Here is a 20244-nt window from a genome sequence, read left to right on the forward strand (position 1 = left end):
TGATAGGGATGAAAACGAAAACGGCGATTCGAAGCATGCGTCCGGAAGATATTGATCAAATTTATGAAATTGAAACAGCATCCTTTACTTCTCCGTGGACGAAGGATTCATTTTATCATGAGCTTTTGGAAAATCCGTATGCCCACTACCTTGTCATTGAAAAGGACGGCTGTCTGGCGGGGTATTGCGGAATCTGGATTATTATAGATGACGCGCAGATTACGAACATAGCCATTAAGCCGGAATATCGGGGCCAATCATTGGGAGAAGCGCTGTTTCGCTCTGCGATAGAATTGTGCAGAGAAAAAAAGGCAAGAAGGCTCTCTCTCGAAGTCAGGGTCTCAAATCATCCCGCCCAATCCTTATATAAAAAATTCGGTCTTCAGGCCGGAGGAATCAGAAAACAATACTATACAGATAACGGAGAAGATGCGTTATTAATGTGGGTGACATTACATGAGTGAAAAACAAGATATTTATGTATTAGGAATCGAAACAAGCTGTGATGAAACAGCGGCCTCAGTCGTAAAAAACGGGAATGAAATTATTTCAAACGTTGTCGCTTCTCAAATTGAAAGCCATAAACGTTTCGGCGGGGTCGTGCCTGAAATAGCGTCCAGACATCATGTGGAGCAGATTACCCTTGTAATTGAGGAAGCTCTTTCAAAAGCGGAGATGGGCTTTGATGATCTTGATGCGATTGCCGTAACGGAAGGACCCGGACTTGTCGGAGCCCTGTTAATCGGAGTCAATGCGGCAAAGGCGTTAAGCTTTGCCCATCAAATACCGCTAGTCGGCGTTCATCACATCGCGGGTCATATTTATGCAAACAGGCTGATAGGAGAGTTTCAATTCCCGGCGCTTGCTTTGGTTGTGTCAGGCGGACATACGGAATTGGTTTATATGAAAGAGCACGGTTCATTCGAGGTTATCGGTGAAACACTGGATGATGCCGCAGGCGAAGCTTACGATAAAGTGGCAAGAACGATGGGGCTTCCTTATCCGGGAGGGCCGCAGATTGATAAGCTGGCAGCTGTGGGAACGGATTCCATTCCGCTTCCGCGTGCGTGGCTGGAAGAAGGGTCTTACAATTTCAGCTTCAGCGGCCTGAAGTCAGCCGTGATTAACACGCTTCATAACGCCTCGCAAAAAAATGAGGTGATTCCTCCGGAGGATCTTGCCGCAAGCTTCCAGCAGAGTGTCATTGATGTACTGACGGCAAAAACCTCTAAGGCCGCGAAAGAATACGGGGTGAAACAAGTGCTGCTGGCAGGGGGCGTAGCCGCTAACAAAGGGTTGAGAGCCGCACTGCAGCAGGAATTCAGCCATTCGGGAGATCCCGAGCTTGTCATCCCGCCGCTTTCTTTATGCACGGACAATGCAGCGATGATTGCGGCTGCCGGAACCGTTGCTTTTGAAAAGGGGATTCGGGGCTCATATGATATGAACGGACAGCCCGGTTTGGAATTAACATCCTTTGATCGTCTCACGTTGTAAAACGTGAGGCTTTTTTTTACTTATTAACAGATAATTCCAACATATCCACAGGATTGTGAATATATCCAGAAATCCAGGCTGGATAAGGGGCTGTAAGTTGTTAGTAAAGTGGATAAAGTCAGAAAATTTTGTGGATAGTGTGTATAAAACGCTTACTTACATGGCTGACAAGGAGGATAGCTGTGGATAAAAAAGCACCCCTTAAAGAGGTGCTTGACGTTTTCTATTCTTCTGAGGAGAGTTCCTCCCATTCTGCTAATAAGTTTTCGAGCTCTTGATTCAGAGCTTCATTCTCCGCATGAATGGTCTGTACCTTTTCATGATCCTGATACACGTCAGGATCGCACAGCAGCTCCTCATTGGCGCTGATTTTCTCTTCGGCGGATGAGACGGCAGCTTCAATTTCTTCAATGCGTCTCAGGCGCTGCCGTTCTTTCTTCTTCCATTCTTTTTCTTCCTCGTAAGTTCTTTTCGTATCCTGTTTGACCTTGCCGGCAGGCTGAGCCTGCTCTTTTTCCTGCCGCTTCATTTCTTCCAGTTCCAGCTGCTGGGCTTTTTTCTCGGTGTAATAGTCATAGTCACCCAAATATTCTTCTGCATGATCAGGTGACAGCTCCAGCACTCTTGTGGCGATCCTGTTAATAAAGTAGCGGTCATGCGATACAAATAACAGTGTTCCCGGGTAGTCGATCAGGGCGTTTTCCAGCACCTCTTTACTGTCCAGGTCAAGGTGGTTTGTCGGTTCATCAAGGATGAGAAAGTTTGCTTTTTGCAGCATCAGCTTGGCAAGCGCGACTCTTGCTTTCTCACCGCCGCTTAGAGAACGGACAGGTTTCAGGACATCGTCTCCGCTGAACAGGAAGTTGCCGAGGCATGTCCTGATCTCTTTTTCCGGCATGTCCGGATATTCATCCCACAGCTCGTCCAGCACGCGTTTGGACGAGGTCAGTTCAGCCTGCTCCTGATCATAATAGCCGATTGTGACATTGGAACCGTACGTGATCGATCCGGATTCGGGGCTCAGCGTGTTCATAATGGTTTTCAGCAAGGTTGATTTGCCGATTCCGTTCGGTCCGACGAGGGCGGCGCTTTCGCCTCTTGTAATGCCGAAGGTCAGGTTTTTCAAGAGCGGCGGCTGGCCGTCATAGCTGATGGAAACATCCTGTACGCGCAGGACGTCGTTTCCGCTCTGTTTTGTAATGTCAAAACGGAAGGCGGCTGATTTTTCATCCCCGAGCGGCTTTGCCATGACGTCCATCCGTTCAAGCTGTTTTCGTCTGCTTTGGGCTCTTTTCGTTGTAGAAGCTCTGGCCAGATTGCGGTCGACAAAATCTTGAAGCTTGGCGATTTCGTCCTGCTGTTTTTCATACAGCTTCAGGTCTTTCTCGTACTGCTCAGCTTTTTGTTCTAAATAGGCGCTGTAGTTGCCGAGATATTTTTTACTTTCTGTCCGTGAGACCTCGTACACTTGGCTGACGACTTTATCAAGAAAGTATCTGTCGTGGGAGACGATCAGAATGGCGCCTGAATATCCCTGTAAATAATGCTCAAGCCATGTAAGCGTATCGATGTCGAGATGGTTCGTCGGTTCATCCAGAATAAGCAGATCAGGCTGGGTCAGCAGCAGTTTTCCGAGCGCAAGTCTTGTTTTCTGGCCGCCGCTCAGGCTTTGCACTTTCACGGAATCGTCAAATTTTCCGAAGCCGAGGCCGTGAAGGATAGATCGGACATCCGCTTCATATTGATAGCCGCCTTTATCCTTGAAATCCTGCTGAAGCCTGTCATAGGTTTTCATCAGCGTCTCAAGCTCCGCGGGGGCGGCCGTGGCCATCTTTTCTTCAATAGAGCGCATCTCTTTTTCCATTGCTTTCAGGAAATCAAAAACGCTCAGCAGTTCTTCTTTTATGGTAAGCTGGGATTCCAAGCCTGTGTGCTGGGCAAGATATCCCATCGTTAATTCTTTCGGTTTGATTAATTCACCCTTTTCATATGAAAGGTGACCTGCGATAATTTTAAGGAGAGTTGATTTGCCGGCTCCGTTTCTGCCTACTATGGCGATGCGATCCCGAGATCTGACTTCAAGCTTTATATTGTTTAAAATAGGATCAGCGCCAAAAGATTTGGATAGCTGATTAATTTGTAAGATCATCATATTATTTCACCTCTGTTATAATAAGTTAAGTGTAGCTTATCAACCTGCTGTCAGCAAACAATACATCAGAATTGGAACATTATAGGATAAGACATCAGGGAGAAAATAGTGTATGATCAGAAGTAAGGAGAGTTTAAATATGAATGGATTTTCTCATTTTAATGAAGAAGGCCGTGCCCGCATGGTGGATATAAGCGATAAATCTTCAACAGTCCGTACTGCCGCTGCGATATCCAGCGTACACATGAAGCATGACGTGTACAGCAGAATCAAAAACCGCGAGATCGGAAAAGGAGACGTGCTGGCTGTCGCACAGGTGGCAGGAATTATGGCCGCAAAGCAGACGTCAGCGATTATCCCGATGTGCCACCCGCTTTCTTTAAGCAGCGTCGACATTTCATTCGGCTGGGAGGAAAAGGATTCCGAAGCCGTTCTTCATATACAGGCAAGCGTAAAAACGAAAGGGAGTACAGGTGTGGAAATGGAAGCGCTAACTTCCGCTTCAGTCTGCGCTTTGACCGTGTATGACATGTGTAAGGCGCTGGATAAAGGAATGGTCATCGGCCCGACCTGCCTCATGGAAAAAGCAGGAGGCAAAAACGGTGATTTTAAAAGAGATGCATCTGAGTATAAAGTGGAGGACCAATCATGAACAAGGATCAATCAAAAATTCCACAGGCGACGGCAAAACGGCTGCCGCTTTATTATCGCTTTTTAAAGAATTTACACGCGTCAGGAAAACAGCGCGTTTCATCAGCTGAACTGAGCGACGCGGTAAAAGTCGATTCGGCCACGATCCGCCGGGATTTTTCCTATTTCGGGGCGCTCGGCAAAAAAGGATACGGCTATAATGTGGATTACCTGCTGTCATTTTTCAGAAAAACACTGGATCAGGATGAAACGACGAACGTCATTTTGATCGGTGTCGGGAATTTAGGGACGGCGTTTCTTCACTATAATTTCACAAAAAATAATAACACAAAAATATCTATGGCTTTTGATGTGAATCAGAGTAAAATAGGAACTGAGGTAGGCGGTGTGCCTGTCTTTGATCTTAATGATTTAGAGCTTCACATTAAGGATGAACCCGTGGCGATTCTTACCGTTCCTGCGGTTGCCGCCCAGTCAATCACCGACCGGCTCGTGTCGCTCGGAATCAAGGGAATCCTTAACTTTACGCCGGCCCGTTTGAATGTGCCGGATCACATTCGAATTCATCATATAGATTTAGCTGTAGAGCTTCAATCATTGGTTTATTTCTTAAAGCATTATTCTGTTTTGGAAGAAATTGAATAGCGAAAGGAGGAGCTGCACATGATCGGTCCTGGAAGCCTGGCGGTTATCGGTGTGGTGGCGGTGATTATTTTCGGTCCGAAGAAGCTTCCCGAATTAGGAAAAGCGGCGGGGGACACGCTTCGTGAATTTAAGAACGCTACTAAGGGATTAGCCGGTGAAGAAGAGGAAAAAAAGAAAGAAGAACAGTAAGATAGGATGACGCGTATGAGAGTGAATCAAATGACGCTTGTGGAGCATATTGCCGAACTTCGGAAACGATTGCTGATTGTGGCGTTATCCTTTACGGTTTTCTTTATTGCCGGCTTTTTTCTGGCAAAACCTATCATTGTGTATCTTCAAAAAGCCGATGAAGTAAAAGAGCTCACCCTTAATGCTTTTAACCTGACGGATCCGCTGTTTATCTTTTTGCAGTTCGCGTTTATCATCGGCATCATTTTGACTTCGCCGATTATTCTCTATCAGATTTGGGCGTTTGTCAGCCCGGGCCTGTATGAGAAGGAGCGCAAAGTAACACTCAGCTATATTCCGATTTCGATCGTGCTGTTTGTCGGCGGTGTGTCGTTTTCTTATTATATTTTATTTCCGCTGGTCGTTGATTTTATGAAGCGGGTCTCGAATGACCTCGATGTCAACCAGGTGATCGGGATCACCGAGTACTTTCATTTTCTGCTGCAGCTGACGATTCCGTTCGGACTGCTGTTTCAGATGCCGGTGCTGATCATGTTTTTAACGAGACTCGGTGTTATCACGCCGATGTTTTTATCGAAGATCAGGAAGTACGCGTATTTTGTGCTGCTTGTGATCGCCGCGATGATTGCGCCGCCTGAGCTGCTGTCTCACTTGATGATTACCATTCCGCTTTGCATTTTATATGAGATCAGCATTCTTATCTCAAAAGCGGCGTATCGGAAAAGGCAGACCAGCAGTGAATCCGATCAGGACGTATCAGCATAAAAAAAGCCATTTCTCAATGATGAGAAATGGCTTTTCTTTTATTTTTGATTTTTCTTCACTTTAAATGAGAAAGCGAACATTTTAAACGAGATGCTGATATTATAAGCGGCGAAAACCATCAGCAGTATGGAATAAAAAGACCACATGCTTCCCGGAGAGCTTGCGGCCAAATACGTAAAGATACAGCCGACTGCGAAATAAATCAAGCCCCAAGTCATTGGGTTCCTCATACAAACAATCCTCCAATAATTAATTGCATTTGCTCACTATGCTGTTCAATATATTTTTGGGCGGGGCCGAGCTGCATGACCACGACAATGGTATTCATCATGACATGGGCGAATATCGGCACAATAATCCGTTTCGTCTGCACATACAAGAACGCAAAGGTAAAGCCCATGGCCGTATACAGCAGCAGGTGCGTGAGGTCTTGATGCACAATGCCGAAAATGACGGAACTGATCAGTCCGGCGATAAAGAAATTCGTTTTTTCATATAATACACCGAAAATGATCTTCCGGAAAATGATTTCTTCAAGAATCGGCCCGACGATAGAAGAAACGATAATCATGAGCGGCATGGCTTTAATAATGCTGAGAATGGCTTTCGTGTTTTCGGAACCGCTGCCCACATGAAAGACATACTGCTCAATCATCCCGGCGATTCCCTGAGAAAATAAAGCGAGCCATATTCCCGCGACCGCCCAGAGAACGGACATGCCGGCGGATGCTTTCTTCCCGTTTCTTAATGTCTGCTTCGGCGCGGTTCTCAAAATCAAGAGAACGATAATCAGGCAGATGAAAAAGCTTACGACGGAATAAATCCCCTGAGCCATGGTGAGATTCGCATTCGTAGGGTGCCCGCCCGCATAGCCGAATTTGTACATTAAAGGAATGCCGATCAATGCGGAAAGCTGCATGATAACATATGTCAAAATGATATACCAATACTGTTTTCTCAAATGATATGTACTCCTTTATCCTATAAAATCAACTTATTTGTTCTTATTGTAACACAAGTGAACTTGACGTGAAAAAAGGAGAAAATCAGTGTGAGAGAGAATCATGTAAGCGTGAAAATTTTTTATTCTTATGACTTGAAATTGGAAGTGAGATTCTTTATTATAATAACTGTGTTAGCACTCTTTAGAGCTGAGTGCTAAAATTACATATTCATACTATTGAGGAGGTTATTACATTGTTAAAGCCATTAGGTGATCGCGTTGTCATTGAACTCGTAGAATCTGAAGAAAAAACTGCCAGCGGAATCGTATTACCGGATTCTGCAAAAGAAAAGCCGCAAGAAGGCAAAATCGTGGCAGCCGGTTCAGGTCGCGTGTTGGAAAGCGGAGAGCGCGTTGCTTTAGAAGTAAAAGAGGGCGACCGCATTATCTTCTCAAAATACGCCGGTACTGAAGTGAAATACGAAGGTACTGAATACTTAATCTTACGTGAAAGCGACATTTTAGCTGTTATCGGCTAAGCAAATAAATATTTTTAAAAATTCGAGGAGGTTTCGTTAACATGGCAAAAGATATTAAGTTTAGTGAAGAAGCACGCCGCGCTATGCTTCGCGGTGTCGATGCGCTTGCTGACGCTGTAAAAGTAACTTTAGGGCCAAAAGGACGCAACGTGGTTCTGGAGAAAAAATTCGGTTCTCCGTTAATTACAAATGACGGTGTGACAATCGCAAAAGAAATTGAACTTGAAGATGCGTTTGAAAACATGGGTGCGAAGCTTGTAGCTGAAGTAGCCAGCAAAACAAACGACGTTGCCGGTGACGGTACGACGACTGCGACTGTACTTGCGCAGGCTATGATCCGCGAAGGCCTTAAAAACGTAACTGCGGGGGCTAACCCTGTCGGCGTGCGTAAAGGTATGGAACAAGCCGTGACTGTAGCAATCGAAAACTTAAAAGAAATTTCTAAGCCGATCGAAGGCAAAGAGTCTATCGCTCAGGTTGCTGCGATCTCTGCTGCTGATGAGGAAGTCGGAAGCCTTATCGCTGAAGCAATGGAGCGCGTAGGAAACGACGGGGTCATCACAATCGAAGAGTCTAAAGGATTCACAACTGAGCTTGAAGTTGTTGAAGGTATGCAATTCGACCGCGGATATGCGTCTCCTTACATGGTGACTGACTCTGATAAGATGGAAGCGGTTCTTGACAATCCTTACATCTTAATCACAGACAAAAAAATCACAAACATTCAAGAAATCCTTCCTGTGCTTGAGCAAGTTGTACAGCAAGGCAAACCATTGCTTCTGATCGCTGAAGATGTTGAAGGAGAAGCTCTTGCTACACTCGTTGTCAACAAACTTCGCGGCACATTCAACGCTGTTGCCGTTAAAGCTCCTGGCTTCGGTGACCGCCGTAAAGCAATGCTTGAAGACATCTCTGTTCTTACAGGCGGAGAAGTAATCACAGAAGACTTAGGCCTTGACCTGAAATCTACTGAAATCGGACAATTGGGACGCGCTTCTAAAGTTGTGGTAACGAAAGAAAACACAACAATCGTAGAAGGCGCCGGCGATACTGAAAAAATCGCTGCACGCGTCAACCAAATCCGCGCTCAAGTGGAAGAAACAACTTCTGAATTCGACAGAGAAAAATTACAAGAGCGTCTTGCGAAACTTGCCGGCGGCGTAGCTGTCATCAAAGTCGGCGCTGCGACTGAAACTGAGCTGAAAGAGCGTAAACTTCGCATCGAAGACGCCCTCAACTCAACTCGTGCAGCTGTTGAAGAAGGTATCGTATCCGGCGGTGGTACAGCGCTTGTCAACGTATACAACAAAGTCGCTGCAGTTGAAGCTGAAGGCGATGCGCAAACAGGTATCAACATCGTGCTTCGCGCGCTTGAAGAACCGATCCGTCAAATCGCGCACAATGCAGGTCTTGAAGGATCTGTCATCGTTGAGCGCCTGAAAAACGAAAAAATCGGCGTAGGCTTCAACGCTGCAACCGGCGAATGGGTAAACATGATCGAAAAAGGAATCGTTGACCCGACAAAAGTGACACGTTCTGCTCTGCAAAACGCAGCTTCTGTAGCAGCAATGCTCTTAACAACTGAAGCCGTTGTCGCTGACAAACCGGAAGAAAACGCCGGCGGCGCAGGAATGCCTGACATGGGCGGAATGGGCGGAATGGGCGGAATGATGTAAAGAATGCCGAAACCCCTTGATTTCAAGGGGTTTTTCTTTTTGTTTTATGAAATTGGTCACATTTTGGTCACATAGGAGTCATGATAACTGTATTTTCATTGAGAGGTCACCTATGAATGAATTAAATTTTTGCGAAGTTCTTTCTTTGGTTTTTCTAGTAGTGTGTAAATATACTTTTTTCGTTATGTCATCATTTTGATGGCCTAGTATTTTTTGTATCTCTTCTAAAGGTACATCTGCCTCAGCAGCAAGCGAAGTGAATGTATGCCTAAAAGTATGTTGGGTAATATGTTTGTTTATGTCCATCCGTTTTAAAATCCTTCTCATTCTGGTATCCATCTTTTTAATGTTCTCAGGGTGGCCGTCGGGACGAGCGAATATAAAATCATCATCACTGAATGTGCGTCCATTCGCGTATGCTATTTTAGCCTGTTTGAGCTTCAGTCTTTTCAACAACGATGCTAAAAAGTCCGACAAAGGAACATCCCGAACAGCAGCTGGCGTTTTCGGTGGCAGCAGTTCATAGTCAGATGCTTTGTTGGATGGGCAATAAAGCGTTTTGGTAACTCGAAATGTTTTGAGGTCATCTCCCTCTAAAGTTAAGTCTCTCCATTTGCCGGCCAATCGCTCCCCGGAACGAGTGCCTGTAAATGCAGCCATGCAGAAATATTCAAAGTCGAGAAAAAGACCGTGTTTTTCTGTAAGGTCTAAAAACTCAACAAGTTCTTCGCCTTCAAGAAAGTTTTCGACTTCTTCTTGAGATTCAATATCTTCTACTGTAAGCTTTGGACGCTGCGGTTTAACAAATTCCGTCGGGCTTTTGCTTATGATGTCCTCCTGTCTCGCATATTTGAAGATCATGCTTGCTGTAGTGTGAATACCACTTATTGTATTGAAGGAATAATTTTGTTCTCTCAGATAATCTAAAAACTTCTGATAAACACCCCTGGTTATGTCTTTAATTTTCATCTTCCCGAAGTATTCTTCCAAACTCTCTATTTCACTTTTTCGTGCTCGCAGGGTACTGACTTTGACGGTATGCTTGTATTCTTTGTACCATAGGTTTTTGATTTCCTGAAAAAGAATGTTCTCTTTCCCGACATCAATCCCTGAAAGGAGCTTCGTTTTCAATTCAAGATAAGCGGCTTCCGCCGATGCTTTTGATAGGAAACCACGTCTTTTTATTTGTCTGCGTTTTCCTGTTCTTGGATCGCGGCCGTTTTCCATCACAAAATACCAAGTATATCCTTTAGATGAACGCTTTGATTTCTCCTTTTTAAAGACAACCATTTTAATCCTCCTTAACGATAGTTTAATTTATTAAAGTAAATTCTTAATCTCTTTTTTGCAAAGTCAAAGGTTACTTTAAAAGTATCTGATACCAGCCGTGCAGCGGCTTCCTCATCTGAGGGTAAGTTCATCTGTCGCAACATGAATGTTGGAACACAAAAGTGATACGAAAAATAACCTGCTTTTGATTCTTGATACTGTTTCCAGTGGGGCGGCATAAGCTCGTTATCGCCGCCCTCTAATAGGATGTGCCATAATTCGTGAGCTAAATCCGATCGTTGCTGTTGATAGCTTAACCGGTTGTTTATGCCTACGATATGAACCCCCGCAATATCTAACATATAACTTTCTCGATCATCAAAAAGTACAAATACATTGAGCTTCCTGCATAATTTAACAAGTTTAAGTTCTGAAGGCGTTGTTATTTTGTGTTCCCTGAGAAAACTTTCGATCCAATCCTCTAAGTGACTTTGCGTATACCCCATGTTGTAATTGACCCCCTCATTACCTTGTCAATGCTTAAATTGTGGAAAATCTGTTTGCTTGTATGTAATTATAGGGGAAAAATGTACCATTTTACACCGGTAAATACGTCCATAAATAGGTTAAAGTGGCATTATAAAGAACGTTTGTTCTGTTTTGTATTCAAAAAAAGGAAGCCCGAAGGCTTACTTTAGTGATATTGTACCTTTTTGGGTGCCGTAAATGCCAGTTTGCACAACAAGCTTTAGGTCTTTTGCATTCGCAACCTCCGGCGCCACATCAAAAACAACTTTACCACTCATTGTAGAATCAGGGTTTAAATCCTGCATGAGAAAACTGTTATCAATGCTGCCGTCTTCTTTTTGGTTCGCTGAAACACTCGCCGCGGAATCGGCTTCATATGTTTTTTTGCCTTTTTTCAATTTGAAGAAAGAGGCATCCACAGTGATTTTATCATTACCGGTATTTTTAAGCGTTGCTTCAATGACCAGGTATTTGTCATTTGCTTTCTCCGGCAGTACAGACGGGCCTACTTGATCAGCTGCTTTTCTGGACTTAATATTATAAATCATATCGCCAACCTTAATATCTTGACCCATTTTAACCTCTTTATCGGAGGATTTATTTTCGGCTTTCTCGTTTTTACTATCCCCGTTGTTGTCAGACGAGGCGTTTTCTGTAGATCCACACGCAGCTAAAGCGAGTGCCAAGCCCAAAGACATGAATAAAACTAACCACTTTTTCAAACTAATTCCCCCAGTTCATATAATAGAATACCTATATATGATCAACTAAAACGATTGATAATTCAAGAGAGTTTTACCAATTTTTCTAGTATTTTCATGAACAAGCGTAAAAGGGCTGAAAGTGTTGCCTCAATAATTGCGGTTGAAAGGGAAATGACTGAAGGTATTACTGAAGTGTTCACCTCAATTTTTGAGGTTGAATGCCATATAACTGAACACTTAACCTCAATTTTTGAGGTGATCTATTCAGCATTATTTAAACTAAACAAAACAATAATAAATAAATAATTAATTCTTATCTTCGTTCTTCTTTTTGAAATTCTCCTCAATGAGTTTTTCAATGCCATCAATTCGTCTTAAAGCATCTGCAAGAATTTCCTCTTTTTCACTATCAGTGAATTCCCGACCATCGACAGCGGCAAAACGAACGTCATTATGTTTACGCAGTTCCCTGGCCTTATCTCTATAATGATCTTCGCCTCTGAGCAAAAAATCTATAGAAACATCAAAGAAATCCGCAATTTTAACAAGTGTCTCATGGTCCGGTTCTCTTTTGCCCTGTTCGTATGATGCGTATGTTGTGCGGGCAATGCCTAAATTATCTGCAACCTCTTGTTGATTTAATTTTCTCCCCACTCGGAGCTCTTTAAGTCTAAATGAAAAATTCATAGTATCGCCTCATCACGTTTTTAGAACTACCTACATTATAACTACACAATAAGCGTAGTAATATAGATTACTCGAAAAGAGTCATTTTTTTAAAAAAGGGGTTTACAAGACTCGTTTTGCGTAGTATATTTAATTCGACGACACGAAATGAGTCATGGAGGTGAAAAACATGCCTGCAATTGTAAGGGATTGGTTAAAGCAAATACGATTATCCCAAAATCTTACCCAAAAACAAGTTGCTGATAGAGCGGGCATCGCAAGAACAACATACGCATCTATTGAGCAAGGCGAAAGAAATGCTGGTGTCTCAACGGCTAAGGCTATCGCGCAGGTTCTTGGATTCCATTGGACCCTTTTTTTTGATGAGGAACTACGCGTTTCGAGTATCGAACTCAAATTCAACACAGCATAGGAGGTCAAAAGCATGTTCAATTTAGATCATGAAGCTTTTAGAAACATGTTCCGCGAAATTATAGCGGAAGAGGTCGCTGGAGCTCTTCAGGATTTCAGAACCACTCAACTCCCGCCAATGCTGACAAAGCAAGAGTTTATGGAGGTTATGAAAATCAAAGAAACGAAGGCCTCTCAACTTATCAACCGTGCTGACTTTCCTGTTTTTAAAGAAGCCGGGTTAAGAATACCGACTCATTTGCTTTTCAAGTGGATCGAGAAAAACACAGATTGGGTTGCCGAAAACACTGACTACTACAAGAAAGGAGCTACAGCATGAATCAATTACAAAATTTTTCACATGAGCAATTCGGAAACTTGCCGATCATTCAAGTTGACAACAAAGATTTTTTCGGAGCAACCGAAGCGGCTGCATCCCTCGGGTATGCGAACGCACATGATGCAATCTCAAAACATTGCAAAGAAAATGGAGTCGCGTTTCACGAGGTCACAGATTCGCTCAACCGTAAACAACATAAAAAATTCATTAGCGAAGGAAATCTTTACAGGTTAATTACTAAATCTAAACTTCCTGCAGCTGAACAATTTGAAGCATGGGTATTTGACGAAGTGCTGCCAACACTGCGTCAGACAGGCCAGTATGGCGGCCCAAAGGTTTTATCCGATGAAGAACAGCGAATCGAATCGCTGAAACTCACTTTAGAAACAGCAGAACGACAACAGAAAATGCAAAGCGTGTTGTTCGATCATGAAAAGCAGATCGGTGAGCTCAGTCAAAAAGTGGACGAGCAAATCACGTTGGATTCCGGAGAACAGCGCCGGCTTCAAAAAGGAGTAGCGCGCCGGGTTTATAGCATCACGGGAGATAAGACAGAAGCGGCCAGGCTTTTCAGAGAACTACACCGTGAGATAAAAGACCGGTTCGGCGTTTCAAGCTACAAAGATATAAAGCGCCGGGAGCTGTTATCCGCAATCAAATATATTGAAAGTTGGATTCCTCGAAAGGTTTCCTAAAGCCTTTCAAGTTCCTTCATTAATTAAATTTTACCAGTGAACAACTGGATATATCAGGAGGCAAACATATGGAGAACAACCCATACAATTTGCATAATCTACCCCGGATCATGCGTAGTGTCCGCAAAGCGGCAGGACTTGCACAATATCAGATCGGTAATTTGATAGGGGGAAAGGATCAGCGGTATGTTTCGGACGTTGAAAATGGATTCAGTAAGCTTACCCCGGAATTATGTATCAAGTGGTTTGAGGCGTGCGAGGCATACGAACATATTGATCTGGTACATTACCTCTTCAAATTGCACCCGACGACAGCGGCGCCAATTGATCCAGCACTTAACGAGAGCGCAAGCGCGGCGGTAATCAATATGATTCATCAGCTTGAAGAGGCATTGCAAGCAACAAGGCATTTAGCGCGCTGGCTGGCAAACGATAGGCCAGGCCGACAACCTGAAGAACTGCCAATGGCCGATATTAAACAGATTTTCGATCTGATCCCGGCAAATAAAACGCTGATATATTCGCTGGCCCGTAGTCATGGATTGAACATGAAGGAACTGGCCGAAAGGTGGACGCGGAAAGCGCTAATGAGTCAGGTTGCAATGGCGAAAACAGAAGAAAGGCAGGCGGTGCTGGTATGAAAATCAATCAGTTTCTAAAATCAGATGCAGATTCAGCAAAAAGAAAAATCGAGTCGGCGGAAGAGCTCTCTATCATGCTTTCGGAGGCGTTACGGGATGGCGATTATGAAGAAGCTATCAGTCTTGCAGGGAGCATCAAGGTTCTTACAAAGGACATCAGCCGACTGGCGAATAAAGGGCGGTTGTATCACACAGCAATAAAAATGCAACAGCGCGGCATTAATTTAGCAGTGATAAGTAGGTGTTTTGGATGAACGTTGAAAACCCAATGGTTCTGAACAACTGGCATGACAAGCTGACTGAGCTGGAAACAAAAAAGGACTTTTTCGGGGACGAAGTAACGTCAGCAGATAATTATGTAATCGACAGCGGCGAGGTGATTTTACAAGACAATCTTAAACGCTATTTGAAGGAGCAACTTGGATTTAGGTTTCATTCAGCACAATAAAAAAAGCCCACTTTGCAGAGTGGACTAGGTAAGGCGTTTTGATAATTGATTGTATTCCTATTATACCAAAACGCCCCATAAAAAACAATGGAGGTTTTATACATGGCTAAAACAGTTAAAGTCGCATTCAGTGAGCGTGCAGAGGATCAGCAACGTTTAAGACAGGTCGGAGGTTCAATTGTATTCTCCAAAAACGGTAAAGCGCAGTTTAGTTTCCCTTCAATGGATCACTACCGGGAATGGCAGCGACTTGGAACGGAAGCATACAAAAGAAAGGTGGCAGAAGCACAATGAACGGACTATCTCAGGTAGATTACTCAGATTACATGCCGGCGCCTCAGCAGGCCACTGGCGTGACTACGGAAGCGATGGTAAGCCGACAGGCTCAAGAAGTACAGGCGGCAATGGTCATCGCAAAGAAATTCCCACGGGACGTATACGCGGCGTTTGACCGGATTAAAAAAGCATGCGAACGGAGGCTTTTGGCTGAGAATGCGGTGTATGAATATCCTCGCGGCGGCACAAAGGTTTCCGGCCCGTCAATCCGATTGGCGGAGGCATTGGCGCAGAATTGGGGCAACATTGATTATGGAATTATGGAGCTCGAGCAAAAAGCCGGGGAATCCTCTGTCATGGCGTATGCTTGGGACCTTGAAACGAATACACGGCAAACCAAAATATTTACTGTGAAGCATGAGAGAAAGGCGAAAGGTACAGTAACAAAGCTTAATGACGCGAGGGATATTTACGAAATGGTTGCCAATCAAGGAGCCCGTCGACTCCGTTCCTGCATCCTCGGAGTGATTCCTGGTGATATCGTTGATGCTGCAGTTGATATGTGCCAGAAAACGTTGATAAATGGCCATAAAGAACCATTGGAAGACCGGCTCAGAAATGCTTTATCAACATTCAAGAAAGAATTCGGGATCACCAAAGAAATGATTGAAGAGTACATCGGCAGTAACGTTGATGCTTTCACTGAACAAGATTTCTTGAAAATTGGTCGTATTTACACGTCTCTGCGTGACGGGATGGCAAAGAAAGAGGATTACTTCAATGTGAAGACCACTGGCGCGACTAAATCAAAGGCTGAGGAAGAATTCAAAAAGCAAAAAGAGCAAGCTGAAAAGCCTGCTGATAGTAAAGAAAAGGCGGGTGATCCTGCTAATGCGGATACCGGCGCTGAGCAAGGAGAATTATTACTCTAACGAGATTGATAGACACTATATGTCAAATTCTCAATATAAAAGCTTTTTGCAATGCGAGGCTGCCACGATGGCAAAGTTGAACAGAGAATGGACGCCGCCTACATCGGAGGCGCTCATCTTCGGCCAATACGTTCATGCCTGGCTTGAGGGTGAACAGGCTTTTGATGAATTTAAAAAGAACACTCCATCGCTTTTTACACAAAAAGGCCAGCTGTACAAGCAGTATCAGTTAGCTGATCTGATGATTGAAGCGATTCAACATGACGAACTTTGTATGTTCGTTCTGCAAGGAGCAAAGGAAGTTATCGTATCAGCTGAACTGTTCGGCGTCCCATGGAAAGGCAAGTTGGACGTATACAACCCTGCCGGCAGCCGTTTTGCCGATCTGAAAACAGCCCGTTCACTCCGGGAGAGGGTTTGGAATCCGGAAATAGGTTATTGCTCATTTGTCGAGGCAAATGGCTATATTGCACAAATGGCACTGTATGCTGAGCTTGAAAAAAGAATGACTGGAAGGAGTGAATGGCTTGAGCCCCTGATTGTAGGGGTTTCAAAAGAAGATCCACCTGATAAAGCTGTCATCAATATTGATGAAGGCAGGATGGAAGCAGAGCTTGAAGAGATTGAGCAGCGGATGGACCGGATTTTGCAAGTGAAACATGGCGGGGAGAAGCCGGAACGGTGCGAAAAATGCAAGTATTGCCGGGCCACTAATCAACTGAACAGCATCATCCATTTTTCGGAGTTGGTGAGCTGATGGACAGGGAGTTGATCAGGATTCCCATCCCGCATTGTTATCTCTGGCTGGTCAAAACGGTTCAGCGCGATATGAGAAAGGACTTGTATACCCGGTATACGACTGACTACTTAAAGACAAATGAGCCGTCTCTGAGGTTAGTAGAAATAGATTTTAAGGCTCTGACAGCACTGTGTGAAAGGAAGTAGGTGAGCCATGAACTACCTGAAAGAAATGAACGGCTTCATGAATTGGTTAGAAACGAATCCGTTGTCTGCAACAACACAAGCGTTATGGTTCCATCTGATGCACATCAACAATAAAACCGGGTGGCGGGAGTGGTTCACCACTTCAAATACCACTCTTCAAGCAAAAATCGAGATAACAGAAAACACGTTGATAAAGCACCGGAAAATTCTGATTGAGCTCAAACGAATAGAATATGAGCCGCAGGGGAGAAAGGCCGGAAAATACAAGCTGATCTCTTTTGAAAATCAAGTACGTAATGAGGAAACGGACAACCGTAAAGCGGATATGCCAGACGCGGCGGCATCGCCTAAAGAATCATCGCCAAAAGCACAGCAGGAGGTTGACGAAAAAATGAAAAACGCATTTGAACTATTCGAAAACAAAACAGCCCGCACCATTGGCACAATGGAGGTTCAGCGGCTCGGGTATATGGTGGATGATTACGGCGAAGAGAAAGTCATGGAGGCGATGAAACAGGCTTTCAGAAGCAAGGGAAACAACGTCAATCTGAATTACATTGAAGCAATCCTCTCAAACCCATTCAGCCAGAGACGAAAGGAGAAACAGCAGTATGGAAGCTCGCAAAACGCAAGATATGGACGCGGCAATGAAGGCCATTCTAACCAAGCTCCGGGATCGGTCAGCAGCATCTTCAGTGGGACAGGCCGCCTCAGAAGAAAAGGCTGAATACGAGTGCTCTGACTGCAAGGATAAGGGCATTATCGTTTACCGGATTCACCAAGACACAGAACGCCAATTGAGAAAAGAGCATAAGACAATGGAAAGCCTGGATCCTGATCAAATGGTCAGAGAAGAGGATTATCTTGCGGGGAAAGTATGCTTGCCGGATAAGGCCCGAGAATGGAAGACGACATTTTCCAAGCAATGCGAGTGTGTGAAACGGAAAAAGATCGCCCGGCTTATGAAGGCCAGCGGCATCACGGAGGAATTCGAAAAGCTCCTTTTTGGAAACTTCATTAAGGACGGGAAGCCGGACATGATCAAGGACGCTTATGAGTGCGCAGTGGAATACTATAAGGATTTTCCCAACGTCATGGGAAAACGTTCAAACAGTATCGCTTTGCTCGGGCAGCCGGGCAGCGGAAAAACGCACCTGTTAACGGCGATCATGAACAATCTGATCAAGAAAAAATCAATTTACTGCATGTATTTCCCGTACGTTGAGGGAATGGGCGATCTGCGAAATGACTTTGACCAGTTGGAAACAAAGCTCGACGCCATGCGGAAAGCCGATGTCCTGTTCATTGATGACTTATTCAAGCCAGTGAAGGGGGAGCCGCGGGCGACGGATTGGCAAGTGGAACAAATTCAATCGGTTGTGAACTATCGGTACCTGAATCATAAGCCTCTGCTAATCTCTTCCGAGCTTGATACGGGCGAAATTTTGGATATCGACGAGGCGCTGGGCTCCCGGATTCATCAAATGTGCAGAGATTACACGGTGATCATTAAGGGCGACCGGATGCAATTAAACCATAGGTTAGGAGATTGGGAATGACAGAAAAAGCGAATTTCACAGCGACCGACGGAATGTATCTGTTCGGGCCCGCCGAGCAAACGGCCGGCCAGGACCTTACCCCGGCGATCCGGGTGCTTGAGGAAAAAATCAAACAAATGGAGCTGATGCACAGTGCTTAAAGCGGTGATCCTGCTGCCGGCCATCATCCTCACAGCGCCGTACAAGGAAAAGCAGATTCAGCACTGGGAACAAATTGACGGGAGGTAACGACGGCACGCGGGAACGGGCCGATAAGGAAATAGTCAGGGATATGGAGGCAGCAGAATGAGAGAAATTAAGTTTCGTGCTTGGAGCAATAAATACCAGCACATGTTCAGAGTGAGCGAAATTGCACAAGACAGAAGCGGCTATACACACGGAATTGTCGACGAAGAGTTTAAAAATGAATTTGAACCGGAATTCGATAGTCCATTTTGTTGGATAGGCCGTGTAGATTTTACAAAATCATCTGATGGACGCGTTGCTTCTTTAGCTCAAAAGTCAAATGATGAACCCTTTTATCTAATGCAATACACCGGATTGAAGGACAAAAGCGAGGCCGGGCAGGAGATTTGGGAGGGAGACATTCGAAAAGACGCTTTGGGGAGAATATTTAAGGTTGTTTACGATAATGATTTGGCTGCATTTTACGGAGAATATACCAACGGGCATTATGAGTCTCTTGGTGATTGCGGGCCGGATTCTGAATTTCTCGGAACAGTCTATCAAAATCCTGAGCTTTTGGAGGAATCACATGTCAGTCAATAAATACGGCGCCAGAAAAACACAGGTAGACGGCATCACGTTCGACAGCGGGGCCGAAGCTAAATACTATGAGCAATTGAAATGGCTCAAGGTGAGCAAGCAGATCAAAGATTTCAAGCTGCAGCCGCGGTTCCTGCTTCAAGAGGCATTCAAAAAGAACGGCAAAACTTTTCGGAAGATTGAATATATTGCAGACTTTGAGGTTCATAACTTGGACGGCACCATCGAGATCATTGACATCAAGGGCGTAGAAACAAAGGAATTTGCCATCAAACGCAAGCTGTATGAACGGCTTTACGATACGCCACTCAAGGTGTTGGCGTTGGATAAGGCATTCGGCTTCATTGAGTTGGACGAGCTGAAAAAACTCAAAAGAAAGGCGGGGAAGACCACTGCAAAACGTGGTAATCGCAGACGATCGGCCGTTGTGGGTGCAGGAAGAAGATAAGCTCATGGCCTGCATGATGCTCTGTTCCGATTACAAACGATGTGCAAGCCGAATGGGAGCGGAATGCAAAAAGCTTGGAGGTTCAGAAATACCAAAAATCAATTCAGGAGGTTATCGCTATGCAAGAAAAAATCAATCCATACAAGCCTGGCCCAGTTGAGGAGTGGAAAATGACGCCGGAAGAGCTGGCGGCTTACGTCGAAAAGCATCCGATCATTTACCGTGAGGAATTAAAGCCGTCTGCCGGCGTGACGATGCGGCTGCCGTCGTAAAACGTAAAAAAGCACCGAAGCTGCGCCTCAGTGCCTTTGATATGAACTGGTACTTCTATCATAGCACAGGGGGCGGCCAGAGTGAACAAGCCAACAGAAATAAAAAATCATGAAACAACTATTCAGCAAAGCATCGAGCCGGGGAAAGTCCGGATCATCGTTTTAGATGGTACTGAAGGGACAGCCCACTTAATGGACGCCCCGGAACACGGTAAAACAATCATTCAAACAATAAAAGGCGGCCTGGCTCGTTGTGATTACGAGATCGGCCACAAATTCAAATAGCAG

At 44.6% G+C, this 20244-nt stretch carries 32 protein-coding genes; 25 read left to right on the forward strand and 7 right to left on the reverse strand.

Going from position 1 to position 20244, the window contains the following annotated elements; all coding sequences use genetic code 11:
- The first annotated feature begins 8 nt into the window (after nt 1–8).
- Both rimI and tsaD read left to right on the forward strand, forming a co-directional pair.
- Nucleotides 9–464, forward strand: a complete 456-nt coding sequence (gene rimI, locus NYE68_RS03545; RefSeq protein ID WP_003155993.1) for a ribosomal protein S18-alanine N-acetyltransferase — start codon at nt 9–11, stop codon at nt 462–464.
- Nucleotides 457–1497 carry a tRNA (adenosine(37)-N6)-threonylcarbamoyltransferase complex transferase subunit TsaD gene (tsaD, locus tag NYE68_RS03550; RefSeq protein ID WP_324636082.1) on the forward strand — a complete coding sequence of 347 codons (1041 nt, stop codon included), beginning with the start codon at nt 457–459 and terminating at the stop codon, nt 1495–1497. Before rimI ends, tsaD begins: the two co-directional genes overlap by 8 nt.
- A 223-nt stretch (nt 1498–1720) precedes the next feature.
- Here the strand turns inward: tsaD and NYE68_RS03555 are convergent, their stop codons facing one another.
- Nucleotides 1721–3649 (reverse strand): ABC-F family ATP-binding cassette domain-containing protein, encoded by a 1929-nt coding sequence (locus tag NYE68_RS03555; protein ID WP_015239290.1) that lies wholly within the window; start codon nt 3647–3649, stop codon nt 1721–1723.
- A 139-nt stretch (nt 3650–3788) separates the two neighbouring features.
- On the opposite strand from NYE68_RS03555, the gene moaC reads away from it, so the two are divergent.
- The 4 genes from moaC to tatC are packed head-to-tail and all read left to right on the forward strand — an operon-like array spanning nt 3789 to nt 5899.
- A complete protein-coding gene (gene moaC, locus NYE68_RS03560) occupies nt 3789–4301 on the forward strand; it encodes a cyclic pyranopterin monophosphate synthase MoaC (RefSeq protein ID WP_324636081.1) in 513 nt (170 codons plus the stop codon).
- Nucleotides 4298–4945: a redox-sensing transcriptional repressor Rex gene (locus tag NYE68_RS03565; protein ID WP_003155984.1), complete on the forward strand. Its 648-nt coding sequence runs from the start codon at nt 4298–4300 to the stop codon at nt 4943–4945. Before moaC ends, NYE68_RS03565 begins: the two co-directional genes overlap by 4 nt.
- Nucleotides 4946–4963: 18 nt before the next feature.
- On the forward strand, nt 4964–5134 hold the full coding sequence (locus tag NYE68_RS03570; RefSeq protein ID WP_003155981.1) for a twin-arginine translocase TatA/TatE family subunit: 171 nt from the start codon (nt 4964–4966) through the stop codon (nt 5132–5134).
- 6 nt (nt 5135–5140) lie between these two features.
- Nucleotides 5141–5899 carry a twin-arginine translocase subunit TatC gene (gene tatC / locus NYE68_RS03575; RefSeq protein ID WP_094032596.1) on the forward strand — a complete coding sequence of 253 codons (759 nt, stop codon included), beginning with the start codon at nt 5141–5143 and terminating at the stop codon, nt 5897–5899.
- A 38-nt stretch (nt 5900–5937) separates the two neighbouring features.
- Here tatC and NYE68_RS03580 read toward each other — a convergent pair whose 3' ends face one another.
- Nucleotides 5938–6129 carry a YdiK family protein gene (locus NYE68_RS03580; RefSeq protein ID WP_003155975.1) on the reverse strand — a complete coding sequence of 64 codons (192 nt, stop codon included), beginning with the start codon at nt 6127–6129 and terminating at the stop codon, nt 5938–5940.
- A complete protein-coding gene (locus tag NYE68_RS03585) occupies nt 6126–6860 on the reverse strand; it encodes a type II CAAX endopeptidase family protein (RefSeq protein ID WP_007408860.1) in 735 nt (244 codons plus the stop codon). Before NYE68_RS03585 ends, NYE68_RS03580 begins: the two co-directional genes overlap by 4 nt.
- Before the next feature lie 236 nt (nt 6861–7096).
- On the opposite strand from NYE68_RS03585, the gene groES reads away from it, so the two are divergent.
- Both groES and groL read left to right on the forward strand, forming a co-directional pair.
- Nucleotides 7097–7381 (forward strand): co-chaperone GroES, encoded by a 285-nt coding sequence (gene groES / locus NYE68_RS03590; protein ID WP_003155970.1) that lies wholly within the window; start codon nt 7097–7099, stop codon nt 7379–7381.
- Nucleotides 7382–7422: 41 nt separating this feature from the next.
- Nucleotides 7423–9057, forward strand: a complete 1635-nt coding sequence (gene groL, locus NYE68_RS03595; protein ID WP_003155941.1) for a chaperonin GroEL — start codon at nt 7423–7425, stop codon at nt 9055–9057.
- Nucleotides 9058–9135: 78 nt separating this feature from the next.
- Here groL and NYE68_RS03600 read toward each other — a convergent pair whose 3' ends face one another.
- From NYE68_RS03600 to NYE68_RS03615, 4 genes are all read right to left on the reverse strand, one after another.
- Nucleotides 9136–10347: a site-specific integrase gene (locus tag NYE68_RS03600; protein WP_342494041.1), complete on the reverse strand. Its 1212-nt coding sequence runs from the start codon at nt 10345–10347 to the stop codon at nt 9136–9138.
- A gap of 11 nt (nt 10348–10358) precedes the next feature.
- Nucleotides 10359–10832 carry an ImmA/IrrE family metallo-endopeptidase gene (locus tag NYE68_RS03605; RefSeq protein ID WP_198698427.1) on the reverse strand — a complete coding sequence of 158 codons (474 nt, stop codon included), beginning with the start codon at nt 10830–10832 and terminating at the stop codon, nt 10359–10361.
- A 183-nt stretch (nt 10833–11015) separates the two neighbouring features.
- Nucleotides 11016–11576, reverse strand: a complete 561-nt coding sequence (locus NYE68_RS03610; protein WP_342494042.1) for a DUF4352 domain-containing protein — start codon at nt 11574–11576, stop codon at nt 11016–11018.
- Nucleotides 11577–11864: 288 nt separating this feature from the next.
- Nucleotides 11865–12245, reverse strand: a complete 381-nt coding sequence (locus NYE68_RS03615; RefSeq protein ID WP_014304472.1) for a helix-turn-helix domain-containing protein — start codon at nt 12243–12245, stop codon at nt 11865–11867.
- Between the two features lie 169 nt (nt 12246–12414).
- On the opposite strand from NYE68_RS03615, the gene NYE68_RS03620 reads away from it, so the two are divergent.
- From NYE68_RS03620 to NYE68_RS03700, 17 genes are all read left to right on the forward strand, one after another.
- The gene (locus NYE68_RS03620) at nt 12415–12657 is read left to right on the forward strand and encodes a helix-turn-helix transcriptional regulator (protein WP_342494043.1); all 243 of its coding nucleotides are present in this window, start codon (nt 12415–12417) and stop codon (nt 12655–12657) included.
- Nucleotides 12658–12669: 12 nt separating this feature from the next.
- A complete protein-coding gene (locus tag NYE68_RS03625; protein WP_014304473.1) occupies nt 12670–12975 on the forward strand; it encodes a hypothetical protein in 306 nt (101 codons plus the stop codon).
- Nucleotides 12972–13670 (forward strand): BRO family protein, encoded by a 699-nt coding sequence (locus NYE68_RS03630; RefSeq protein WP_342494044.1) that lies wholly within the window; start codon nt 12972–12974, stop codon nt 13668–13670. The genes NYE68_RS03625 and NYE68_RS03630 overlap by 4 nt, the downstream gene beginning before the upstream one ends.
- Nucleotides 13671–13738: 68 nt before the next feature.
- Nucleotides 13739–14311 (forward strand): helix-turn-helix transcriptional regulator, encoded by a 573-nt coding sequence (locus tag NYE68_RS03635; protein ID WP_003155916.1) that lies wholly within the window; start codon nt 13739–13741, stop codon nt 14309–14311.
- On the forward strand, nt 14308–14565 hold the full coding sequence (locus tag NYE68_RS03640) for a YqaH family protein (protein WP_342494045.1): 258 nt from the start codon (nt 14308–14310) through the stop codon (nt 14563–14565). Before NYE68_RS03635 ends, NYE68_RS03640 begins: the two co-directional genes overlap by 4 nt.
- Complete coding sequence (locus NYE68_RS03645; RefSeq protein WP_342494046.1) at nt 14562–14759, forward strand: hypothetical protein; 198 nt, start codon at nt 14562–14564, stop codon at nt 14757–14759. Before NYE68_RS03640 ends, NYE68_RS03645 begins: the two co-directional genes overlap by 4 nt.
- Before the next feature lie 102 nt (nt 14760–14861).
- Entirely contained in the window at nt 14862–15053 is a 192-nt protein-coding gene (locus tag NYE68_RS03650; protein ID WP_241457946.1) for a hypothetical protein, read from the forward strand.
- On the forward strand, nt 15050–15967 hold the full coding sequence (locus tag NYE68_RS03655; RefSeq protein WP_241457947.1) for a hypothetical protein: 918 nt from the start codon (nt 15050–15052) through the stop codon (nt 15965–15967). The genes NYE68_RS03650 and NYE68_RS03655 overlap by 4 nt, the downstream gene beginning before the upstream one ends.
- A complete protein-coding gene (locus tag NYE68_RS03660) occupies nt 15927–16724 on the forward strand; it encodes a PD-(D/E)XK nuclease-like domain-containing protein (RefSeq protein WP_338422556.1) in 798 nt (265 codons plus the stop codon). The genes NYE68_RS03655 and NYE68_RS03660 overlap by 41 nt, the downstream gene beginning before the upstream one ends.
- Entirely contained in the window at nt 16724–16912 is a 189-nt protein-coding gene (locus NYE68_RS03665; protein ID WP_326157273.1) for a hypothetical protein, read from the forward strand. The genes NYE68_RS03660 and NYE68_RS03665 overlap by 1 nt, the downstream gene beginning before the upstream one ends.
- Before the next feature lie 7 nt (nt 16913–16919).
- The gene (locus NYE68_RS03670) at nt 16920–17639 is read left to right on the forward strand and encodes a DnaD domain protein (protein WP_342494047.1); all 720 of its coding nucleotides are present in this window, start codon (nt 16920–16922) and stop codon (nt 17637–17639) included.
- A complete protein-coding gene (locus NYE68_RS03675; protein WP_342494048.1) occupies nt 17524–18471 on the forward strand; it encodes an ATP-binding protein in 948 nt (315 codons plus the stop codon). Before NYE68_RS03670 ends, NYE68_RS03675 begins: the two co-directional genes overlap by 116 nt.
- Nucleotides 18468–18611, forward strand: a complete 144-nt coding sequence (locus tag NYE68_RS03680) for a hypothetical protein (protein ID WP_007408611.1) — start codon at nt 18468–18470, stop codon at nt 18609–18611. Before NYE68_RS03675 ends, NYE68_RS03680 begins: the two co-directional genes overlap by 4 nt.
- Nucleotides 18612–18756: 145 nt before the next feature.
- Nucleotides 18757–19239: a YopX family protein gene (locus NYE68_RS03685; protein ID WP_342494049.1), complete on the forward strand. Its 483-nt coding sequence runs from the start codon at nt 18757–18759 to the stop codon at nt 19237–19239.
- The gene (locus tag NYE68_RS03690; protein ID WP_342494050.1) at nt 19226–19684 is read left to right on the forward strand and encodes a DUF1064 domain-containing protein; all 459 of its coding nucleotides are present in this window, start codon (nt 19226–19228) and stop codon (nt 19682–19684) included. Before NYE68_RS03685 ends, NYE68_RS03690 begins: the two co-directional genes overlap by 14 nt.
- Nucleotides 19685–19803: 119 nt before the next feature.
- On the forward strand, nt 19804–19956 hold the full coding sequence (locus NYE68_RS03695; protein WP_015239605.1) for a hypothetical protein: 153 nt from the start codon (nt 19804–19806) through the stop codon (nt 19954–19956).
- 81 nt (nt 19957–20037) lie between these two features.
- Nucleotides 20038–20241 (forward strand): XtrA/YqaO family protein, encoded by a 204-nt coding sequence (locus NYE68_RS03700; RefSeq protein ID WP_003155894.1) that lies wholly within the window; start codon nt 20038–20040, stop codon nt 20239–20241.
- The last annotated feature ends 3 nt before the right edge of the window (nt 20242–20244 follow it).

Source organism: Bacillus sp. FSL R5-0447 (genome assembly GCF_038606125.1).
Classification (GTDB): domain Bacteria; phylum Bacillota; class Bacilli; order Bacillales; family Bacillaceae; genus Bacillus; species Bacillus velezensis.